At 56.9% G+C, this 18,169-nt stretch carries 12 protein-coding genes; 9 read left to right on the forward strand and 3 right to left on the reverse strand.

The features are described from left to right. Nucleotides 1–350 precede the first annotated feature (350 nt). On the reverse strand, nt 351–953 hold the full coding sequence (locus SH139x_RS02570; protein WP_488353724.1) for an RNA polymerase sigma factor: 603 nt from the start codon (nt 951–953) through the stop codon (nt 351–353). 343 nt (nt 954–1,296) lie between these two features. Between SH139x_RS02570 and SH139x_RS02575 the strand changes: the two genes are divergently transcribed. After that, on the forward strand, nt 1,297–4,497 hold the full coding sequence (locus SH139x_RS02575) for a protein kinase domain-containing protein (RefSeq protein ID WP_488353725.1): 3,201 nt from the start codon (nt 1,297–1,299) through the stop codon (nt 4,495–4,497). Nucleotides 4,498–4,669: 172 nt separating this feature from the next. Here SH139x_RS02575 and SH139x_RS02580 read toward each other — a convergent pair whose 3' ends face one another. Both SH139x_RS02580 and SH139x_RS02585 read right to left on the reverse strand, forming a co-directional pair. After that, the gene (locus SH139x_RS02580) at nt 4,670–4,870 is read right to left on the reverse strand and encodes a DUF4177 domain-containing protein (protein WP_488353726.1); all 201 of its coding nucleotides are present in this window, start codon (nt 4,868–4,870) and stop codon (nt 4,670–4,672) included. 387 nt (nt 4,871–5,257) lie between these two features. Then, complete coding sequence (locus tag SH139x_RS02585) at nt 5,258–6,385, reverse strand: pyridoxal phosphate-dependent aminotransferase (RefSeq protein ID WP_488353727.1); 1,128 nt, start codon at nt 6,383–6,385, stop codon at nt 5,258–5,260. Between SH139x_RS02585 and SH139x_RS02590 the strand changes: the two genes are divergently transcribed. The 8 genes from SH139x_RS02590 to gltX all read left to right on the forward strand — a co-directional run bounded on the left by SH139x_RS02590 (nt 6,357) and on the right by gltX (nt 18,062). Continuing rightward, a complete protein-coding gene (locus SH139x_RS02590) occupies nt 6,357–7,025 on the forward strand; it encodes a DUF4416 family protein (RefSeq protein WP_488353728.1) in 669 nt (222 codons plus the stop codon). The two genes, SH139x_RS02585 and SH139x_RS02590, sit on opposite strands and share 29 nt — an antisense overlap. 51 nt (nt 7,026–7,076) lie before the next feature. Continuing rightward, entirely contained in the window at nt 7,077–8,180 is a 1,104-nt protein-coding gene (locus SH139x_RS02595) for an MraY family glycosyltransferase (protein ID WP_488353729.1), read from the forward strand. Nucleotides 8,181–8,292: 112 nt separating this feature from the next. Next, nucleotides 8,293–10,680, forward strand: coding sequence for an O-antigen ligase family protein (locus SH139x_RS02600; RefSeq protein ID WP_488353730.1), 2,388 nt, complete (start codon nt 8,293–8,295; stop codon nt 10,678–10,680). Between the two features lie 70 nt (nt 10,681–10,750). Next, nucleotides 10,751–12,034 (forward strand): DUF1573 domain-containing protein, encoded by a 1,284-nt coding sequence (locus tag SH139x_RS02605; RefSeq protein ID WP_488353731.1) that lies wholly within the window; start codon nt 10,751–10,753, stop codon nt 12,032–12,034. 56 nt (nt 12,035–12,090) lie between these two features. Further along, nucleotides 12,091–13,722, forward strand: a complete 1,632-nt coding sequence (locus SH139x_RS02610; RefSeq protein WP_488353732.1) for a multiheme c-type cytochrome — start codon at nt 12,091–12,093, stop codon at nt 13,720–13,722. Next, complete coding sequence (locus SH139x_RS02615) at nt 13,722–14,405, forward strand: thioredoxin family protein (RefSeq protein WP_488353733.1); 684 nt, start codon at nt 13,722–13,724, stop codon at nt 14,403–14,405. The genes SH139x_RS02610 and SH139x_RS02615 overlap by 1 nt, the downstream gene beginning before the upstream one ends. A 109-nt stretch (nt 14,406–14,514) precedes the next feature. After that, the gene (locus SH139x_RS02620; RefSeq protein WP_488353734.1) at nt 14,515–16,422 is read left to right on the forward strand and encodes a hypothetical protein; all 1,908 of its coding nucleotides are present in this window, start codon (nt 14,515–14,517) and stop codon (nt 16,420–16,422) included. 77 nt (nt 16,423–16,499) lie between these two features. Next, entirely contained in the window at nt 16,500–18,062 is a 1,563-nt protein-coding gene (gene gltX, locus SH139x_RS02625; RefSeq protein WP_488353735.1) for a glutamate--tRNA ligase, read from the forward strand. Nucleotides 18,063–18,169: the final 107 nt, after the last annotated feature.

The raw sequence follows: 18,169 nt of genomic DNA on the forward strand, positions 1-18,169 counted from the left end.
CTCGATGGCTTGTTGCCAAAGAAGACGAGTGACCGCCAAGCGAGTAAGGAAATTCAGCGTTTTTCGAATAACTGCGCGGAGAACTTTGAATTAAGTCGATAGAAAACAGTCCCGGTGGCTGCAGCGAATTTTTTATTTTGGGGGATCAGCGTCAAATGTAACCAAATGAACACAGTGGACAGATAGTTCTGTCATGGATGCATGGAGCGTTGCTGGAGCTGTTTTGAGCCGTAAGACGTTAGTCACGAAGCTTGCCCCATCTTCCATTTTTTCACGCTCACAGGAATGAACGCCACGGCGGGTAGCGCCGACTGCCAACGGGCCTCACAGCAATCCCCGGCCTGATCGCATTATGGCAATTCGGAGAGCCGTCCGCGAAGCCGACGCAGCACCCGTGACTTGGCTTGGTAGACGCTGGCAGCGGTGATGCCGAGCTCCCCGGCGACTTCGGATGCTTTCCTGGTCTCAATCGTCGTCAGCCAAAACGCGTGCCAAGTCGACGGCTCAAATTCGGCTTCTACTTGTCGAAGCACCTCGCGGATGAGTGGAGTTTCTACGCCTTTAGGGCAAATCGTCGAATCCAAATCCTCGGCGAACTGTTGGAGCTGCACGAGTGCCTCGGTGCCCCCTTCAGCCTGTTGACGTTTTGCGAGATCGCGGTAGTGATCGCGGACTTTGTTGCGCGTGATGGTGGCGAGCCAGCTGCGAAAACTGCCCTGCGTTTTCTCGCGTTGGAATGAGGTGATCCCGCGAGCGACTGCGGCGAAGACTTCCTGAACCACATCGGGTGCGTCACATTCCTTAACTCCAGACGCACGGCACCAGCGATAAACGATGGGACCGAATGTCGTCACTAGCCGCGCCCAACCTGTTGGGTCCATCGCTTGCACACCGTCAAGAAGCAGCGAAGAAAGCGTCGGGTGCTCGGCGGAATTCGGTGCTACTGAACTCATGGATACCTGCGGAGCTTTATGGATCGATCCAGCCGCCGGGTCGTCATGTAGACAACGGTCGATGAAAATGATTTGTCACAAGCATACTTAAGGTAAGCTGGCGTCTCAATCGATTTGCGTTGAAAGGGTACAAATCAAGCTTGGCGACTAGCGGTGTTAGAATCGCCGTTTGCCATGCGAAAAGTCCGAGAATACGCTGCTTTCGCGAAGCGATAGCTCACATCGATTTACCGATCGTTCCTGAGCGGCGACTTTGAAAAAAAATGATGTCAGACCCCTGCGTTCTTACTTGTAACGGGGTGCTTAAGATTACATATCCAACCAGTTGGTAAAGGGGAACGCAATGATGACCGCAATTGAATGTCCGACTTCCAAAGACCTAAAGGCGCTGACGCTGGGGCAATTGTCCAGCGATGACAGCGACGACTTGTTCCGGCATATTTCCACTTGTGACGCGTGCAGAGTTGAGCTGGATACTGTGGAAGATTCGGGCGATTCACTGATTGCCAGTTTGCGGAGTCCGGATCAGGACTCGGAATTTAGCCGCGAGCCGGACTGTCAATTGGCAGTGACCAAGGCTTTGGGGGCACTGGCTTCCGTTGGCCAAACCGACGTGACTGCCGAGATTCCACAGCTGCCGAGCGCGATTGGTGAGTACGAAATTGTGCGGCCGATTGGACGCGGGGGGATGGGCAGCGTTTACCTGGCGAGGCACACCAAGTTGGGACGTGAAGTTGCGTTGAAGGTGCTGGCCAGCCATCGCTTGGCCGATGCTCGCATGCGGGATCGCTTTGAATCCGAAATGCGGGCCGTGGGGCGACTGAGTCATCCCAATATCGTTACCGCGCATGATGCTCGCGAAGTCAACGGGACCGCCGTGTTGGTGACGGAGCTTGTCTCGGGGATGGATCTTGGGCAACTCCTGCAGCGTACCGGCACGCTTTCTTTGTCAAATGCTTGTGAGATTGTTCGACAGATTGCCGTCGCGCTTTCTTACACGCATCAGCAAGGTTTTGTGCACCGTGACATTAAACCCTCGAATGTGATGTTGAGTGCCAGCGGAGAAGTCAAACTATTGGACTTGGGGCTTGCTCGGTTGCAATACGGAGAACACCAAGGTGTCGAAGTCGCCGATGCAGAAATTACCGGCACGGGGCAAGCAATGGGTTCTGCCGACTACGTGGCCCCTGAACAAGTAACGGATTCGAAGACTGTCGACATCCGCGCCGACATTTACGCGCTAGGATGCACATTATTTAAGTTGCTAACGGGGCGCGCTCCGTTCGCTGACGAACAACACACAACGGCCTTCGCGAAGATGACGGCCCATGTCTCAAAGACCCCTCCCAGTCTCAAGGAACGCTTGCCCGATGCGCCGCGTGGCTTAGTTCACTTGATCGATTCGATGTTGGCCAAGGAGCCCTGCGATCGCCCGCAGACGCCCTGGCAAGTTGTCGACGCGCTGCTGCCGTTTTGCGAGGGGCACGATTTGGTCGAGCTGAGCTTGCAGGCAGCCAGCCTTGAGCCGAGATTCTCCCTGGATGCCCCCGGTACTTCCTCTGCCAAGCCAGTCAAGCAATCTTGGATGCGCCGAAAAGTTCCAACGTTCGTGGCTGTCGCCGCGGGGTTATTCGGTGTGCTATTCGGCATGTTTTTGTCTATCATTATCGTGATTACCAATCCCGATGGAACCAAGTCGGTGCTTGAATTGGCCGAGGGAAGCCGCGTCGAAATTAAAGAAGGATCCTCCTCCGCTGCCGTACCTCCGCAAGCTAAGCCAGTGGATCAATTAGGTAGCGATTCGGTCCCGGGCCAAGCGACTGATCGAAATCTTGCAACGTCGACGCCCTTGGCATTCGGGATCCTCGTGAATCCCGCATCGATCGGACGTTCGCCCGCAATCAGTGATGTTGGATTGGCCGAAGCGACAAGCCAGCTACATGCATCAAACGGTGAAACACCCGTCAAAACCGACCATGGAACATGGATGGAATTGTCCGATGACCTGTCAGCTCCCATTAAGGTCAAGAACGCAGGCAAGTCATTTGCCCTTGTGAGCAACGAGATGGCGATTATCTGGCCTGAAATCCAAGGGCATGTTGTGAGTACGCAGGCTGCTGAAAAGGGCAAAGGCGAAATCGACCTCATCGCGGAGTTTGATGCGGAACTTGGAGCAAAATTCAGGCAGCTAACGGGCCGAAATATCCGCAACCAATTGGCCATTATCGTGAATGCTCAAATCCGGGTTGCCCCGTACATCAATACGGAGATGGGCGAAAAGGTCGCGTTTTCCGGCACGTTTGAACACGCCGAAGTGCGGCAGTTGCAACAGTGGTTGCATGGCGGCCTAGTAAATCAGCTGCCGTCAATCGTGCCCGCGAGTGAAGGTGATCAGGCTGCGAGTCTGCCATTGCAGGGTGAGTCGATTTCACGTGTCGAGCAGTTGTTCGATGGGGTGTGGCGAGTCCTCGACGTCATCGATGGTGGTTCGGTTCATTCCGTGAGTCCGTTGCAGTCTCCAGCAGCAGTGTTCCATAACGGCCAGATGGCAATCTTTCGCGACAATAAATTGGAAGATGTCGGGCGCTTTCTTATTCGCCCGCTCACGTCAAATCCGGCAAAGGGTGATCACCCTCAAATAATCATTCAGTCAACGATCAGCGCAACAGAAGTGGTTGGTATTTATGCTTTTTATTCACAGAACCAGCTAACTCTCTGTATAAACGAGCACGGAGACGAGGTCCCCACGCAGTTCGCATCGATGGAGAATTCTCCGAACGATCTGCTCATGAAGTTAGAACGCGTGGCGTTGCCAATCGAAAAGAGTGAGCGATCCATGTGGCTCGAAGAACCGGCTAATGCGACGATTCTGAAAGCCCTTGAGACGTATTCTGCGTGGAAGCTGGGTAAGGCAGTTCCAGAGCAAGACGGTGTCTCGAAGCTCGGTCGGGCCAAAGAGAATCTCCGGCAGATTGGCATTGCCTTTCATAACTTTCATGATGTGTATCAGAAGTTTCCCGGTACAGTAAATTCTCGCGAGGGTGGCTTGTCGCTTGGCGCAGGCAAGAAGACGTATCCGTTTAGTTGGCGGGTGGCCATCCTGCCATTTATCGAGCAAAACGAATTATTCGAAGCTTATCGTTTTGATGAACCTTGGGACAGCGAAGCAAATCTTAAGTTGCTTGATAAGATGCCTGAGATATATCGCAGCCCGTTTGCGAGCGACGATCAGAAGCTGGGAGAATCGAACATCGTGGGCTTTGCCGGCGAACACACGGCACTCGGGACGGCCGGAGGTCATGGCATGCATGAGTTTACCGACGGTACTGCTAACACGCTGCTACTTTTTGAGGCGAGAGACACGGTACCTTGGACGAAACCGGAAGACCTCAGCGGGGATGACGGCAAAGTGAGTTTCTTCGCCGACCATCCGCTGCTGTACTTGCTGGCCGACGGTTCGGTGGAGTCGCTGGAAAAATTTCAGCTGGATCGACTGCGGATAATGATCACTCGCGATGGCGGCGAGCTAAGCACCTCCCCATAAGTCATTAAGCAAAACGGAATCAGCCGGAACGCATATATCGAGATGCTTACTCGCTTGAAGTCACATTTGTGAGCCGCGAGTCGCTAGCCGCGGTTTTCGTACCGGGAACAAACTCTAGCGATTAAGCGACGGCGCGGCGCACGTTCGATTCGGCAACACCAGACGCGTACGACTACGCGTCTTTTTCAAAGTAGAGATAGATATAGACCGCCAAGCCAAAGTCTGTCGCATCGGTTGAGACAAGCCGCCAGCCTTCCCGGCCGTACCAATCGAGCTTATCCTGAATATCTTTGGAAGAAGCCGTCATGATATGTTCTTTGTCGGCGAACAGCTTCGTGTAATAGATTAGCGATTCGAGTTTGTATTTTTTCATCTGCATTTTATGTTGCTTGGGAAGCTGTTGGGCTGTTTCAGCGGGTGATCCGTCATAACAATGGCTCAATCAAATGCGCCACGGCGGAAGCGAAAACTGCCTTACTTTATGCGACCGAGCGTGCCAGCGTCAAGCTTTCACTTTATCGGAGCAATCCGTCAGGTATTAGCTGATTACGATCGAACGAATTGTTTACTGAAATATATCAGAAACGGCGAGCCACCAATCTTTGACAACATCCCGAACGTCGATCGTGTCGCCTATTTTGTATACAGCGATGTTTGTCCCTGATTTGTAGATATAGTGCGATTGCCTTACTAAGGCATCCTGCATGGCGTTGAGCCGGCGCGATCCCGTAGGGCCGCTGGGAATTTCTTGTGAGGTTTTTTATGGATTTTTGACCATGTCGAGGAGGACATCGATGCCCCGCTCGAGCGTTTCGTCGGAGGCGGCGTAACTGATGCGGAAGTGCGTATCTTGTTCGCTGAAGATGCCTCCCGGGATGACCAGTAATTCGCGTTCGATGGCCCGTTCGACGAAACTGGTACCGGTCACTGTTTGGCCGGCAATTTGAGGAACTTTGGGGAAGATATAGAAAGCGCCACCGGGGATCACCAGTTCGTAATGGGGTTGCAGAGCGGCGACGACTTTGTCCCTTTTTTGTTTGTATTGGTCACGAAAGTGAGAGAGGTCGACATCGAGTGCATGCAGCCCTGCCCACTGGGCCGGTTGAGGCGCGCAGACGAAGGTGTATTGTTGCAGTTTTGTCATCGCTTCGATGATCTCCTTTGGACCGTGCACGAAACCGACTCGCCAGCCAGTCATTGCGTGGCTTTTCGAGAAGCCGTCGATTACGATCGTGTGTTCATTGAATTGCGCTGGTGACACGAACGGTTCGTCGTATTGAAATTGGCTGTAAATTTCGTCAGAGACGAGCGCGATATCGTGTTTGGCGGCCAGTTCGGCGACCGCTTGCAGTTCGGCGTTGGAATTGACGACACCTGTGGGATTGGCGGGGCTGTTAAGCAGAATCATTTTGGTGCGGGGGGTGATTGCCGCTGCGACGCGATCGAGATCAAGTTTAAAATCGGGGTAGGTGTTGATTGGTACGGGGATGCCGCCGGCGAGGCTGATCAGCGAGGGGTACATGACGAAGTAGGGGTCGAAAAAAATAACTTCGTCCCCGGGATCGATCATCGCCAACATGGCCAGCACTAATCCGCCGCTGGTACCGCTGCAGACGAAAACTTGGCGGTCAGGGTGTGAAAAGCGTTGGTCGATATCGGCTTGCAAGCGTTGGCGGAGGGGGCCAATTCCCTGGGTTTGCGAGTAACTGTTGCGGCCGCTGTTAATTGCGTCGCAGCAAGCTTGGCGAACTTCCGCCGGGACATCAAAATCGGGTTGACCAATGGAGAGATTAATGGGGTTGGTCAGCTTGGCGGCTAGGTCGAACACGCGGCGGATACCGCTGCTTTGGAAGGCTGCGGTGCGAGCGGAAATCCAATTGCGAGTCATGTTGATCTCGGTGTTGATTTGTGTGTGTGGTGTGGAAAGTGATTGGCAGTCGGACTGTTTTCCCAAATTTTGGACTGGATGCAACGTGGGACAGGTGAAACGAGTGGAGCCGGTGATCGCTTTCTGTGCGGTGATTTCTCGGCATCCCGAGCTGCGTTCGTGGGTTCGTCAGCAGTTGGGCGGGTTGTGGGGCGCGTTGCAAGCGGAAGAGGCTGCGGTACCTTTTGAAGCGGAGGACTACTATTGTGGCGAGATGGGCGAGCGGATCGGCAAATTGATGATTGCGGCAAGAGAGCCGCGGGATCCGGCCGAGTTGGCGGATTGGAAGTTGGCGACGAATCGCATAGAGCGGCAATGTGCGGCGGCCGGTGCGTGGTCTGCGGCCCGGCCGCTGAATTTGGACCCAGGCTACATCAGTCAGAGTAAATTAGTGTTGGCGACTGTTAAGGATCGTGATCATCGCATCTACTTGAGGGATGGGATTTTCGCGGAAGTGACCCTGCGTCGGCGGCGCAGCGGCTGGGTCGATAACCCTTGGACTTATCGCGATTATCGAGGGGATGATGTCAAACAGTTTGCTGAGCAGGCTCGGAGGCGATTGCGAGATCATTTAATTGCTATCGATGGGTTTCGTCGTTAGCGGGGAAGGTGCGGGGAAAACGTGGAGCGAATTGGAGCGGAGATCGTCGTCATGCTGACGGCCATTCCAGCTGGCCTGATTGCTTGGGCGGTCCTGTATGGGGTCCGAGCCAAGGCGTCAGCGATTGGTTTGATGGACAAGCCGGGACATCGCAAGGTGCACACGGTACCGACGCCTTTGGGTGGCGGCATTGGGATTTGGTTGGGAGTGATCTTGGTGTTTGCCGTGGGGACGCTGGTCGTGGCGTTGGCGCGGCAGAGCAGCGTCGTGGCTGGTTGGTTGCCCGCTTCGATTTTGCCCCACTTGCCCGGAATGTGGTCGCGGGTTGATGAGTTGTGGTTGCTGTTAGCCGCCGCCAGTTTGCTGGCCGTGCTGGGTTTGATCGATGATCTCCGCGGTTTGCGGTGGCAGACGCGTTTGGGTTGTCAGTTCTTGGCAGCGGGATTCACCGTGTTTGTGTTGGGATATGGTTTGACCGCGTTTATCCCAGTCCCTTGGCTGACCAGCGTGTTGTCGGTGTTGTGGATTGTAGCCATGATCAACGCTTTCAACATGCTTGATAACATGGACGGGTTGAGTGGCGGAGTGGCTGCGATCATCAGCGGCGTGTTGGGAGGTGTGATGTTGCTTACACCCGATCCGGGGACGGGACAAGCTCAGCTATTTGTGGCTGCTAGCCTATTTGTCGTGTCGGGGTCGCTAGCTGGTTTTTTGTGGCACAACCGGCCCCCCGCGAAGATTTTTATGGGCGATGCCGGCAGTTACTTCGTTGGATTTATGATTGCCGTGGCAACTTTGCTGGCGACTTATGCGGGATATCAGCAGTCGCGTCCACACGCCGTCTTGGCGCCGCTCTGTGCGATGGCCGTGCCGCTGTATGATATGAGCACCGTGTTGTGGATTCGATGGCGGGAAGGGCGCAGCCCTTTTGAAGGTGACAAAAGCCATTTTTCACATCGCTTGGTCGATCTTGGGCTGAGTAAACCGCGGGCCGTGTTGACGATCTATCTCGTGACGTTCGTCTGTGGTTTAGCCGCCTTGATCTTGGGTCGGGTTGACGCTTGGTCGGCCGGACTAGTGATTGGAATCGTGCTCTGCATGCTGGCGCTGATCAACATTCTCGAGCGGACGGGGTGGCAGCGTCGTGGCAAATAACCGGCCAGCAAATAACCGGCCAGCAAATAACCGGCCAGCAAGTAATCGGCCAGCAAGTAACCGGCCAGCAACAAAACGCCAGCCAACAACAAGACAACAACCTGTTGCCGCCGTGCTGCGGGGGGGCGATGCGTCCGTTGCGGCTGATTTCGGTTCGCCCGCCGGTTGGTTGTCGTGGCTGGTGTTGGCCCTCTTGGCCTGCCTGTTGGTCGTGGCCACGCTATTGCCGGCTGATGCCGCCGAGTTGGAGCGGGGAGCCGGTTTGTTGTTGTTTCCGCTGGGGCTGTTTTTGTGGTCGTTGGTGGCTGGGCTGTCTAACAAGCCCGAGCTGCCTGGCAAGCAGTCGTGGTGGGAACTTGATTGGTTGGTTTGGGCGCTGGTGGGTTGGATCGTGATCAGCGCGGTGGCGGTGAGCGGGGAGGGTAATTTGAGGAGTGCTGTCAATGAGACTTGGTGGTGGGTCACCGGGGCGATGGTGTTCACAGCCGTGCGGGTGATCGGTGGGCGAGCGGCGCTGGCGGAACGTTTGTTGGTGCTAATGTTCGCCTTGGCTGCTGGGCAAGCGATATACGGTGCCCATCAGCACTTGATTAGCTTACCGGCCGACCAGCAGTTGTTTGCTCAAGAGCCAGATCGCGTGTTGGCCGCCGCTGGGATCTACGCGCCGGAGGGTTCACCGGAGTGGGAGTTGTTTCGTGCGAGGTTGGAATCGGCCGCGCCGACCGGCACCTTCGCGCTGGCCAATTCGCTGGCTGGTTATCTACTGCTGGGCGTGGTGTTGGCAGCCGGGTTTGTGACTCGTGAATTCTTTTTGCAGGATAGGCTTTTTTTGCGGGGCAGGGGAGCGGGCGAGGACGTGGGGCTGGTTGGTTCCCCAGGGACGCGTTGGGCCCGATTGTTGAGCGGGTTATTGGTGATGGCCGGATGTGGTTGGGCGTTGTGGTGGACATCCAGTCGCAGCGGTCTGCTGGCTGCCGTGGTGGGGCTGTTTTGCGTGGGTTACGTGATTTGGTCGGTCGCCGCGGCGGCTGGATCGGCCGTCGGCAAAAAGGCAAGGCTGGCGGCGCGCGTTGTCTTCTTGTCAGGTTTGGCCGCCGCCGTGATGGTGGTCATTGTGATCGCTCGTCAGCCCGCGATATGGAACAGCTTGCCCCGTTCACTGGCGTTTCGATTTCAGTATTGGCACGCGACCTTGGCGATGTCCGCTGATCACCCTTGGCTGGGTGCTGGCCCGGGGAATTTTCAGGATCGTTATTTGAACTACCGGCTGGATGATGCCAGTGAAGCGATTGCCGATCCGCACAACTGGTTTATGGAGACATTGGCCAGTGGCGGCTGGCCGGGGTTGGTGCTGTGGTGCGCGGCGATCGTGAGTGGGATTGTGGTGGCGACTGCTGCGCCGCGGTGGTCGCGGCCAAGATCAGCGAGTAGTGAGCCGGTCAGTATAGAGCGGGGACTTGGGGGCAGCGTGGCGGTGGGAGCTGGAGTCGGTTTTCTGTTCGTTTTGCAGCACTGGATTGCTCGCCAGGAGTTGGCTTTTGATCCGGTCATGTTGGGATTGGTGGGTGTCGTCGCTTTATTGCTGATGTGGCGAAAGCCGGAGCTGCCGCCAGCGTTGGGGAGGGGGGCGGTCGCCGGGCGCATCGCCTTGTCGGGAGCGGTGGCGATGGGCGTGCATTGGTTGGCCACTGGTGGTTGGACCGTACCTGGTTTGGCGCTTCCCTGGATCGTGCTGGCTGGTTTGGCGACAGCGAAACCGCAGGCGCTTGCCGATCCGCAGCGGAGCGACTTCAGCCAGGCTGGGCCTGTTAAGTTTGGACCCGTTAAGTTTGGTGTTTTTTCGGCAGCCGGCATGACGCGTGGGTTTATCGCTGCGGTGCTGTTGGTCGCCTGGCTGGTGACTGCTTGGTGGCCGGTCAGTTCCAGTCGGGACGCGATGCAGGTCGGGCAAGCCGCTTATCTGACCGGTCGCTTTGCCGAGGCGCGGGGTGGGTTTTCGGCAGCCAGTTTGGCGGACGCTTGGGATCCTGTTCCGGCCGTGCGGTTGGCTGAAGTGGAGATGTGGTTGGCGATGCGAGCCGGCACGACATCCACGCGAGCGACTTGGCTGGAGTCGCTGCGAGCGGCACAGCGACGCAATCCCAGCTCGCCCCAATTAGCTGCCCAACTGGCCGATCAACATTTGAGCATGTATCAGCGGTTTGGTATCGGGGAAGATTTGGAGCGCGCAGCTGAGGCGTTGACGCGGGCGATTGAGTTATCGGGCAGCGAAGAGCAGCATGTTGCTCAGCGAGCTCTGGTGCTGCGCGAATTGGGACAGCCGCAGCGAGCCGCCGAGGATTGGCTGCGGGCCGAGGAGCTATCGCAAGCCGGAGGACACGCCGAGCGTGATTTGGGGCTTGTGCAAGTGCTGGCCGTGGAAACGATTGGCGAAGCGGTGATGCGAACCGGACCGCGGCGGTTGTCGGCACGTGCTGCGTGGCAGGTGCCCGGCCGATGACGAACCGTTGGGGAGTTGGCGGCGTACAAGCGCCAGGATCGAGTGGTACCATTAAACAAGGGGTTCAGGCGTGAAGATCGTACTGGCAATTTGCGTGTTATTGGCCGTGGTCGGTGGTGTATCCATCGGTAAAGGGGTTGCGAACCGCCAATATGCCGAGCCCGAAAATCGGTTTGGACCCTTCGGTGATCCTCAAAGTGATGCGGCGACCGAGCTCAAGGAACTGTTTTCGGTCTCCGAGCAAGCGGGCAAGCCGCGGGCCGAGGTGGTGGATGGCAATGAGCACGATTTTGGCGTCATGTTGCGGAATGCCAGTTCCAGCCACGATTTCGAGGTCAAGAACGTGGGCACCGGCCCGCTGCGTTTGGAGGTGGTCGGCTCGACTTGTAAATGCACCGTTGGTTCGCTCGACGAAAGTGTGTTGCAACCGGGTGAGTCGACGGTCGTCAAATTGGAGTGGTCGGCGAAAACCAACTCACGGACCTTCAGCCAATCAGCCACCATCAAAACAAACGATCCCACGCAGCACGAAGTCGTCTTGGTCGTGCAGGGGGATGTGGTTGAACTGGTCGCCGCTGAACCGACCTCTTGGAGTTTGGCGGAGATTTCCGGTACCGTCGATCTAACGGTGAAAACGACTCTATTTAATCACTCCGATCGTCCCATCGAGTTGATTTCGGCTGAATGGCTGGATGAACGCTTTGGCAACCAAAGTCAGATCGTGTGGGAGCGCCGTGAGGTGGACCCTGGGCAAGACGTTGGTCACACCGAGGCGATCGAAGCGTTTGATGTCACCGCCGTCGTGCGAGCTCCCCTGCCACAAGGGCCTTTAGCCGAGACGATGCGAGTCCGTTACCAACCGCTCGACAGCGTCGCGATGGTCGCGGGCGACGAGGAGTTGGCAATTACGGGTGACGATGATGAGGAGCTGAAGGATGATCACCCGCCGCTCGATTTGCCTCTCATGGGCGAAGTGGTCGGCGATCTCAGCGTAATGGGGGGCAAGCGACTGTATGTCAACGACGCGGGGGTGGCCCGGCTCAGTTTGGATCGGGTGGCGGTTGGCCAAGTCAGTGAACAGCAAGTCTACGTGGCTTTTCGCGGCCCGCTGCGGAAAGAGGCCAAATTGCGGTTAGCCCAGATCGCCCCGGCGGGATCGCTGGAGGCCGAATTGGGAGAGCCTGCCGAGCGTGGCTCGATGATGTTGTATCCGTTGACTGTGCGGACGAAAGCCGATTCGCCCGAGATCCAACGGAGCGGACGGAGTGACGATGATTTTGGGATCATCACGATCGAATCGGATAATTCTGAAGTTGCCCCGTATCGGCTGACTGTGTTATTCCGGATCGGTTAGCAAAGAATGGCTGCGGGGGAAACGAAATTGAATCCGCTGAAAGGCAAAAAATCGTCATGAAGATTCAGATCATCGCAGGTTGCGTTTGTCTGCTCGCGTTTTTCTCGGGTTGCGGAGGTGCGCCGAGCGGGGATGCGGATGGACCGGCGGATGCCGAATTGACGGTCGGTATGCCGGGTGGCGTAAACGACGACGGTCAAATTCCCGCCGCCGATGGTTTGCAACCGCCAGATGTGAATGTCGATCCCAAGCAGTCGACTCGCGTGCAGCTGTCCGAGTTGTCCGACCAGATCATCGAAGACACCGGCAAGCCGGAGAGCTGGCAAGATTGGTCGGAGCCCGACTGCGTGTTGGCGGTCAGCGGTCAGCAGTATGGTTACATTGAACCGTGCGGCTGTACCGGGTTGGCGAATCAAAAGGGTGGCATGATGCGGCGTTACACGCTGTTGGAGCAAGTCCGCAGCCGGGGCTGGGAGGTGTTGCCCGTGGATGCTGGCAATCAAGTTCGCCGCACCGGTCGGCAGGCTGCGATTAAATTTCAGACGGCCGTGAAAGGCCTCAGTGAAATGCAGTATCGCACGGTCGGTTTTGGGCCGGATGATCTCAAGCTGGGAGCCAGCGAATTGTTGAGCGTGGCGGGCGATGACGGGGAGTCGACTAGCCCCTTCGTGACGGCCAACGTGGAATTGCTGGCGCCAGGTTTGGTGCCGCTCTACAACAAGCAAGAAGTTAACGGACGATCGATCGGGATCACCACGGCGATTGATCCGCAGTCGATCAAAGGAGCAATTGATGATGGAATTATTGTCAGCCCACTGCGCGAGCGAGTCGCCGAGACGCTGACGCAAATGCAAGCGGATGGTTGTCAGACGAACGTGTTGCTGCTGTTTGGCAACGTCGAGGCAGCGGAGACGGTGGCTCGTGAGGTGCCCGGTTTTGATCTGATCGTGGCCGCGCAAACCAACGGTGAACCCCATTACGAGGCTGAGCTGATCGAAGGGACTGAGACGCGGTTGGTAAAGACTGGCGACAAAGGGATGTATATTGGCTTGATCGGACTTTTTCCTGATAACGAGATCAAATACTCTCGCGTTGCCTTGGACGACCAATTTGAGGACGCTCGCCCGATCTTGGATTTGATGGCTTCGTATCAAGAGCAATTAAGAGCGTTGGACTTAAGTGGTCTGCAAGTGAAGCCGTTGCCGCATCCTTCTGGGAACGAATACGTTGGCACGGAGCGATGTGGCGAATGTCACACCACCGCTCATGAGATTTGGCAAGGAACTCCGCACGCCGAGGCGACGGAGGATATTGTGCACCCCGGCGAACGGAGTGAGATTCCCCGCCACTTTGATCCGGAATGTTTGAGTTGCCACGTGACCGGTTGGAACCCGCAAGGCTTTCATCCTTACACAACCGGATATCTGTCGCTGGAAGCTTCTCCCGCTCTGACGGGCAGCGGTTGTGAGAATTGTCACGGACCTGGGAGAGCCCACGCCGAGGCGGAAGAGGGAGGCGACTATACCGAGGAAGAAATCCAACGGCTGCGTGAATCGGTGCGTTTGTTGTTAGCTGACGCCCGGACAAAATGCCTCGAGTGTCATGACTTGGACAACAGCCCCGACTTCCACTTGGATGGTGCTTTTGAAGAGTATTGGTCCCAAGTGGAACATTACGGAGTCGATTGATGTCGTTTCGAAATGCCGTGCAGGCAATCTCATCCAGTTGCCGGCGATTTCCGCTAGGTTTGGCTCTGTTTGGGCTGTTGGTTGGCCTGTTGGTTGCATGGGACTTTTCCGCCGTCGCGCGCCGGCGGGTGGTGGCGGGAGAGTTTAATCGAGTCTTAAGCATCGGCGATACGGCACCCGGCTGGGAAGCTTTACCGAGCGTCGCGGGCGAGGAAGTTGCTTCCCAGCAATTTGCTGATTCGGCCGTTACCGTGGTGGCTTTCACTTGTAACACCTGTCCCTATGCCGTCGATGTCCAGCCGCGTCTGGTGGCGTTGGACAACTGGTTGCGGCAGCGAGGTGGGCGATTGGTGGCGATTAATGTCAACAAAGTCAAAGGCGATTCGCTCGACGACATGCGGGAGCGAGCCGAAAGCGCCGGCTTTACATTTCCCTATCTGTGGGATGCCAGCCAAGAATTAGCCAAGCAGTTTGGTGCCACCACGACGCCCGAATTCTTTGTCCTCAGCCGCGACTGGAAAGTTGCCTACATGGGCGCTTTGGACGACAGTCCCGATGGCAAGCAAGTCAAAACGCAGCATGTTCGTCAAGCGGTCGAAGCGGTGTTGGCGAGCAAGTCGGTTGAACTTGCCGAGACGGTGCCGATCGGTTGTCGTATTCGCTTTGAGCGGAAACGCCGTTAGGGTACGAGCGGTTGCGGAGACTAACTGACGTTGGCTTGGCGGGTGGTGGTTGTGTAGAGTTCTCGGGTGCTGATTTGCCGAGCATCTCGCGACCGAAACTAGGCCAAACATGTCCGTTGCCCGCCGTCCCCATCTCGACGATCGCCGCCGTTTGGTTATTTATAGCCAGCGACTGTCGCAGCAACCGGTCGAGAGTCACGGTAGGCAGAAGGCTGGTGATTCGCGGCAAGCTGGAGGAAAGTCGAAGACGGCGGGGTACAATTCTCGCGTGCATCGGCGGTTGCGAGCACGCTGGTATGGGTTGGTACCGGTACGTCGCCGCACGATGTTGGCTTGTAGTGGTGCTCTGGGGTTGGTCGTATTGATGTTGGCGGTTGCCCACTGGGCGGCTTTTTGGTGGTCCCCCTTGGCGATGCGTCCGGCATTGGCTCGGCCATTGAGGCTGGACCGGCCCGACAGTTTTGGGACTTGGTTGAGCGCTCTGTTGTTGGCCGTTACGGCCGGCGCTTCGCTGTTGGTATATCAGCTGCGTCGCCATCGGGCCGACGACTATCATGGCCACTATCGTTTGTGGCGGATCTCGATCTTGGTTTGCTTGTTGGCCAGCGTTGATTGCGTAACCCATTTGGTCAGCTGGTTGGGCGGAGGGCTCGACGTGCTGTTGGCTGAGCGGGAGGTGCTGGCCGGGGCCGATTGGGTACGCTTGTTGTTGGTCGTTGGTGGTGCCGCGTTTGGTATTCGCATGACCGCCGAAGTGGCTCGCGATCGTTTGGCAGCTGTCTGTCTGATGTTGTCGCTCGGCCTCTTCGCCTTGCCGATCGCCGCGCGTTGGAACTTCTTTCGCTTGGAACCAGCGGCTGCTGCTACTTGGTTGCCGATTGTGCTGCTGGCTGCCCGCGGCATGATGCTGATGGCGGTGGTTTCTTATTTGCGGATGTTATATCGCCAAGTCCGTCGCTTGGAGCATCAACAGACGGTCAAGGCTGCGTTACTGGGATGGCTGCCCCAGCGAACTGCTCGCGAAAGCCAGCCAGAGCTTGTCGAGCAACCGGCGGTGGCGACGCGGCGGCGACGAAAAACGGAGCCAGCAACCAGTGCGGTGGTCGCGGCAGCAGGCACGTCGAAAAAGTCCGCCAAGCCGCTGGCGGTCGTTAGCACCCCGGACGATGCCGCTGCGGAGCAGGGCGGCGAACAGGATAGCGATCAGGGCAGCCAGGCGGAGGCTGAGCTTGAGACGGGTGCTGCCAAGAGTCGCTTTCGATTTGGGCTGGGGCGGCGGCGGGCGGCTGTTGACGATGCTGCTGCGAACGGCGCCGAGCAAGCTGAGCAAGCAGTCGCTGAAACTGCTGATGAGGACTCTGCCGACGCGGGCTCTGGTGCTCAGCCGGCCAAACGTCGCTTTGGTTTTGGGCTGGGGCGGCGTCGGGCGGCTGTTGAAGATCCTGCTGCGAACGGCGCCGAGCAAGCAGTCGCTGAAACTGCTGGTGAGGACTCTGCCGATGAGGGCTCTGGTGCTCAGCCGGCCAAACGTCGGTTTGGTTTTGGGCTGGGGCGGCGGCGGGCGGCTGTTGAAGATGCTGCTGCGAACGGCGCCGAGCAAGCTGAGCAAGCAGTCGCTGAAACTGCTGATGAGGACTCTGCCGATGAGGGCTCTGGTGCTCAGCCGGCCAAACGTCGCTTTGGTTTTGGGCTGGGGCGGCGTCGGGCGGCTGCTGACGATGCTGATGCGACCGCGGAAGAGGAGCAAGATGTCCAGCAGCAAACTGGTCGTCGAGCGAACGTTCCGGCTACCGCAGGAAGCGAGTCCGCACCCGCATCTCGGCCACAGCAAGCTGCCGGTGCCGGCTCCGCAGCCCGCACCCAGGCGTCTGACAACGAGTCAGTCGGAGACGACGAGTCCTCCGGAGATGAGGACGAAGAGGATCTTGATCCCGATGGCATTGATTGGGAATCGTTAAACAAATCGGAACGCCGGCGAATGCGGAAACTTCTCAAGCGGCAGGGCAAGGCGGCTTGATGGATTCGCTTTTGCCAGGCACAACACAGGTCTGGCAATCGTATCAATAAATCGAATCAATTATTCGGAAAAACCACATGGTTCGCACTCGTTTCGCCCCCAGTCCGACCGGTTATTTGCACATTGGTGGTGTTCGCACGGCGCTTTTCAATTGGTTGCTGGCGCGGCAAGCTGGTGGTCAATTCATTTTGCGAATCGACGACACCGATCAGCAACGCAACGTGGCTGCCGCTTTGCAACCGATCTTGGAGGGGTTTCGTTGGTTGGGATTGGATTGGGATGAGGGCCCCGAGGTGGGCGGACCTCATCAGCCCTATTTTCAGTCACAGCGGGGCGAAGCTTATCGAGCGGCTGCCGTAAAGTTGTTGGCTTCTGGCCACGCGTACCGCGATTACGCCCGCGCCGAAGAGCTGCAGGAGATGCGTCAAGCGGCCGAGAAGGCGGGTGAGACATTTGTTTACAATCGTCAGTGGATGGCGGAAGACGACGCCGCGGCGGCCAAATTCGAAGCTGAGGGGCGGGCCGCGGTGGTCCGTTTGAAAATGCCTCGCGAGGGCCAGTGCGTCATTAACGATTTGATTCGTGGCGAAGTCCGAGTCGAATGGGCCAGCGAGCAAGATCACGTGATCCAACGTCAGGATGGCAGCTGTCTCTATCATTTGGCCAGCGTTGTCGATGATCATGATTTTGAAATTACCCACGTGGTGCGGGCCGCTGAGCATTTGCCCAACACACCGCGGCAGGTTTTTATCGCCCAGTCGCTCGGTTACGAACTTCCCCAGTTCGCTCACTTGCCCTACGTGGCCGAGCCGGGGGGGACAGCCAAGTTGAGCAAGCGTAAGCTCGACAAGTACAAAAAGAACAAGGACTTCGCCAACTTGCTGGCCCACGGCGAACAGATTGCCGCCCGCTGTGGACAAACGGTCGATCCTGATACTTTTAACCCAGTGATCGTCGACTTCTATCGCCAAGTCGGCTTCTTGCCGGAAGCAATTCTCAATTATTTATTGCTGCTCGGTTGGTCCTTAGATGGTTCCCGCGAGGAGTTTACCGTCGCCGAGATGATCGAGCACTTTTCGCTCGCTCGTGTCAACAAAGCCCCGGCCAGCTTTGATCCGCAAAAGCTACTTTCCTTCCAAGCAGATCGGCTGGCTCGCTACGATCTGAAAAAGAAAGTGGCGATGGTGTTGCCCTATTTGCAGTCGGCTGGTTGGGTGGCTAATCCACCCCCCTGCGAGATTGCTGAAAAATTAACCGCCCTCGTCCAAGCTGCCGGTGATCGTCTCAAAGTTGCTGGAGATATTCTTGATTTCAAATTCTGTTTCGTCTCGGCTGACGAATTAACTTACGATCCTGCGGCGGTTTCCAAAAGGATTCTCAAGCCGGCAGATGCCAAGCCGCTGTTGGCACAGTTTGCTGAATATTTGCCAACCGTCGAGTCGTTTGATGCCGAATCGCTGGATACTGCGTTGCATGCCTTCTGTGAGCAGGCGGGGATCAAGATTGGACAAATTATTCACGCTTTGCGAGTCGCCACGACGGGGCAAGCGGTCGGCTTTGGGATGTTTGAGACGTTGGCGATTTTGGGGCGAGAAGAGACGCTGGCGCGACTGCGGCAAAGCCAGAATTTGACGGAGTAAATTCGGTTCGCAGGAATTTGTTTCGCCGGCGCAGTTTAGGCTGGGGCAGGATGTCGCGGTGATGGCGGGCGATCGATTGCCGGTTAGAATAAACGAGCGTTTGAACA

It is taken from the genome of Kothea flammea (genome assembly GCF_052161645.1).
Taxonomy (GTDB): domain Bacteria; phylum Planctomycetota; class Planctomycetia; order Pirellulales; family Pirellulaceae; genus Laterigemmans.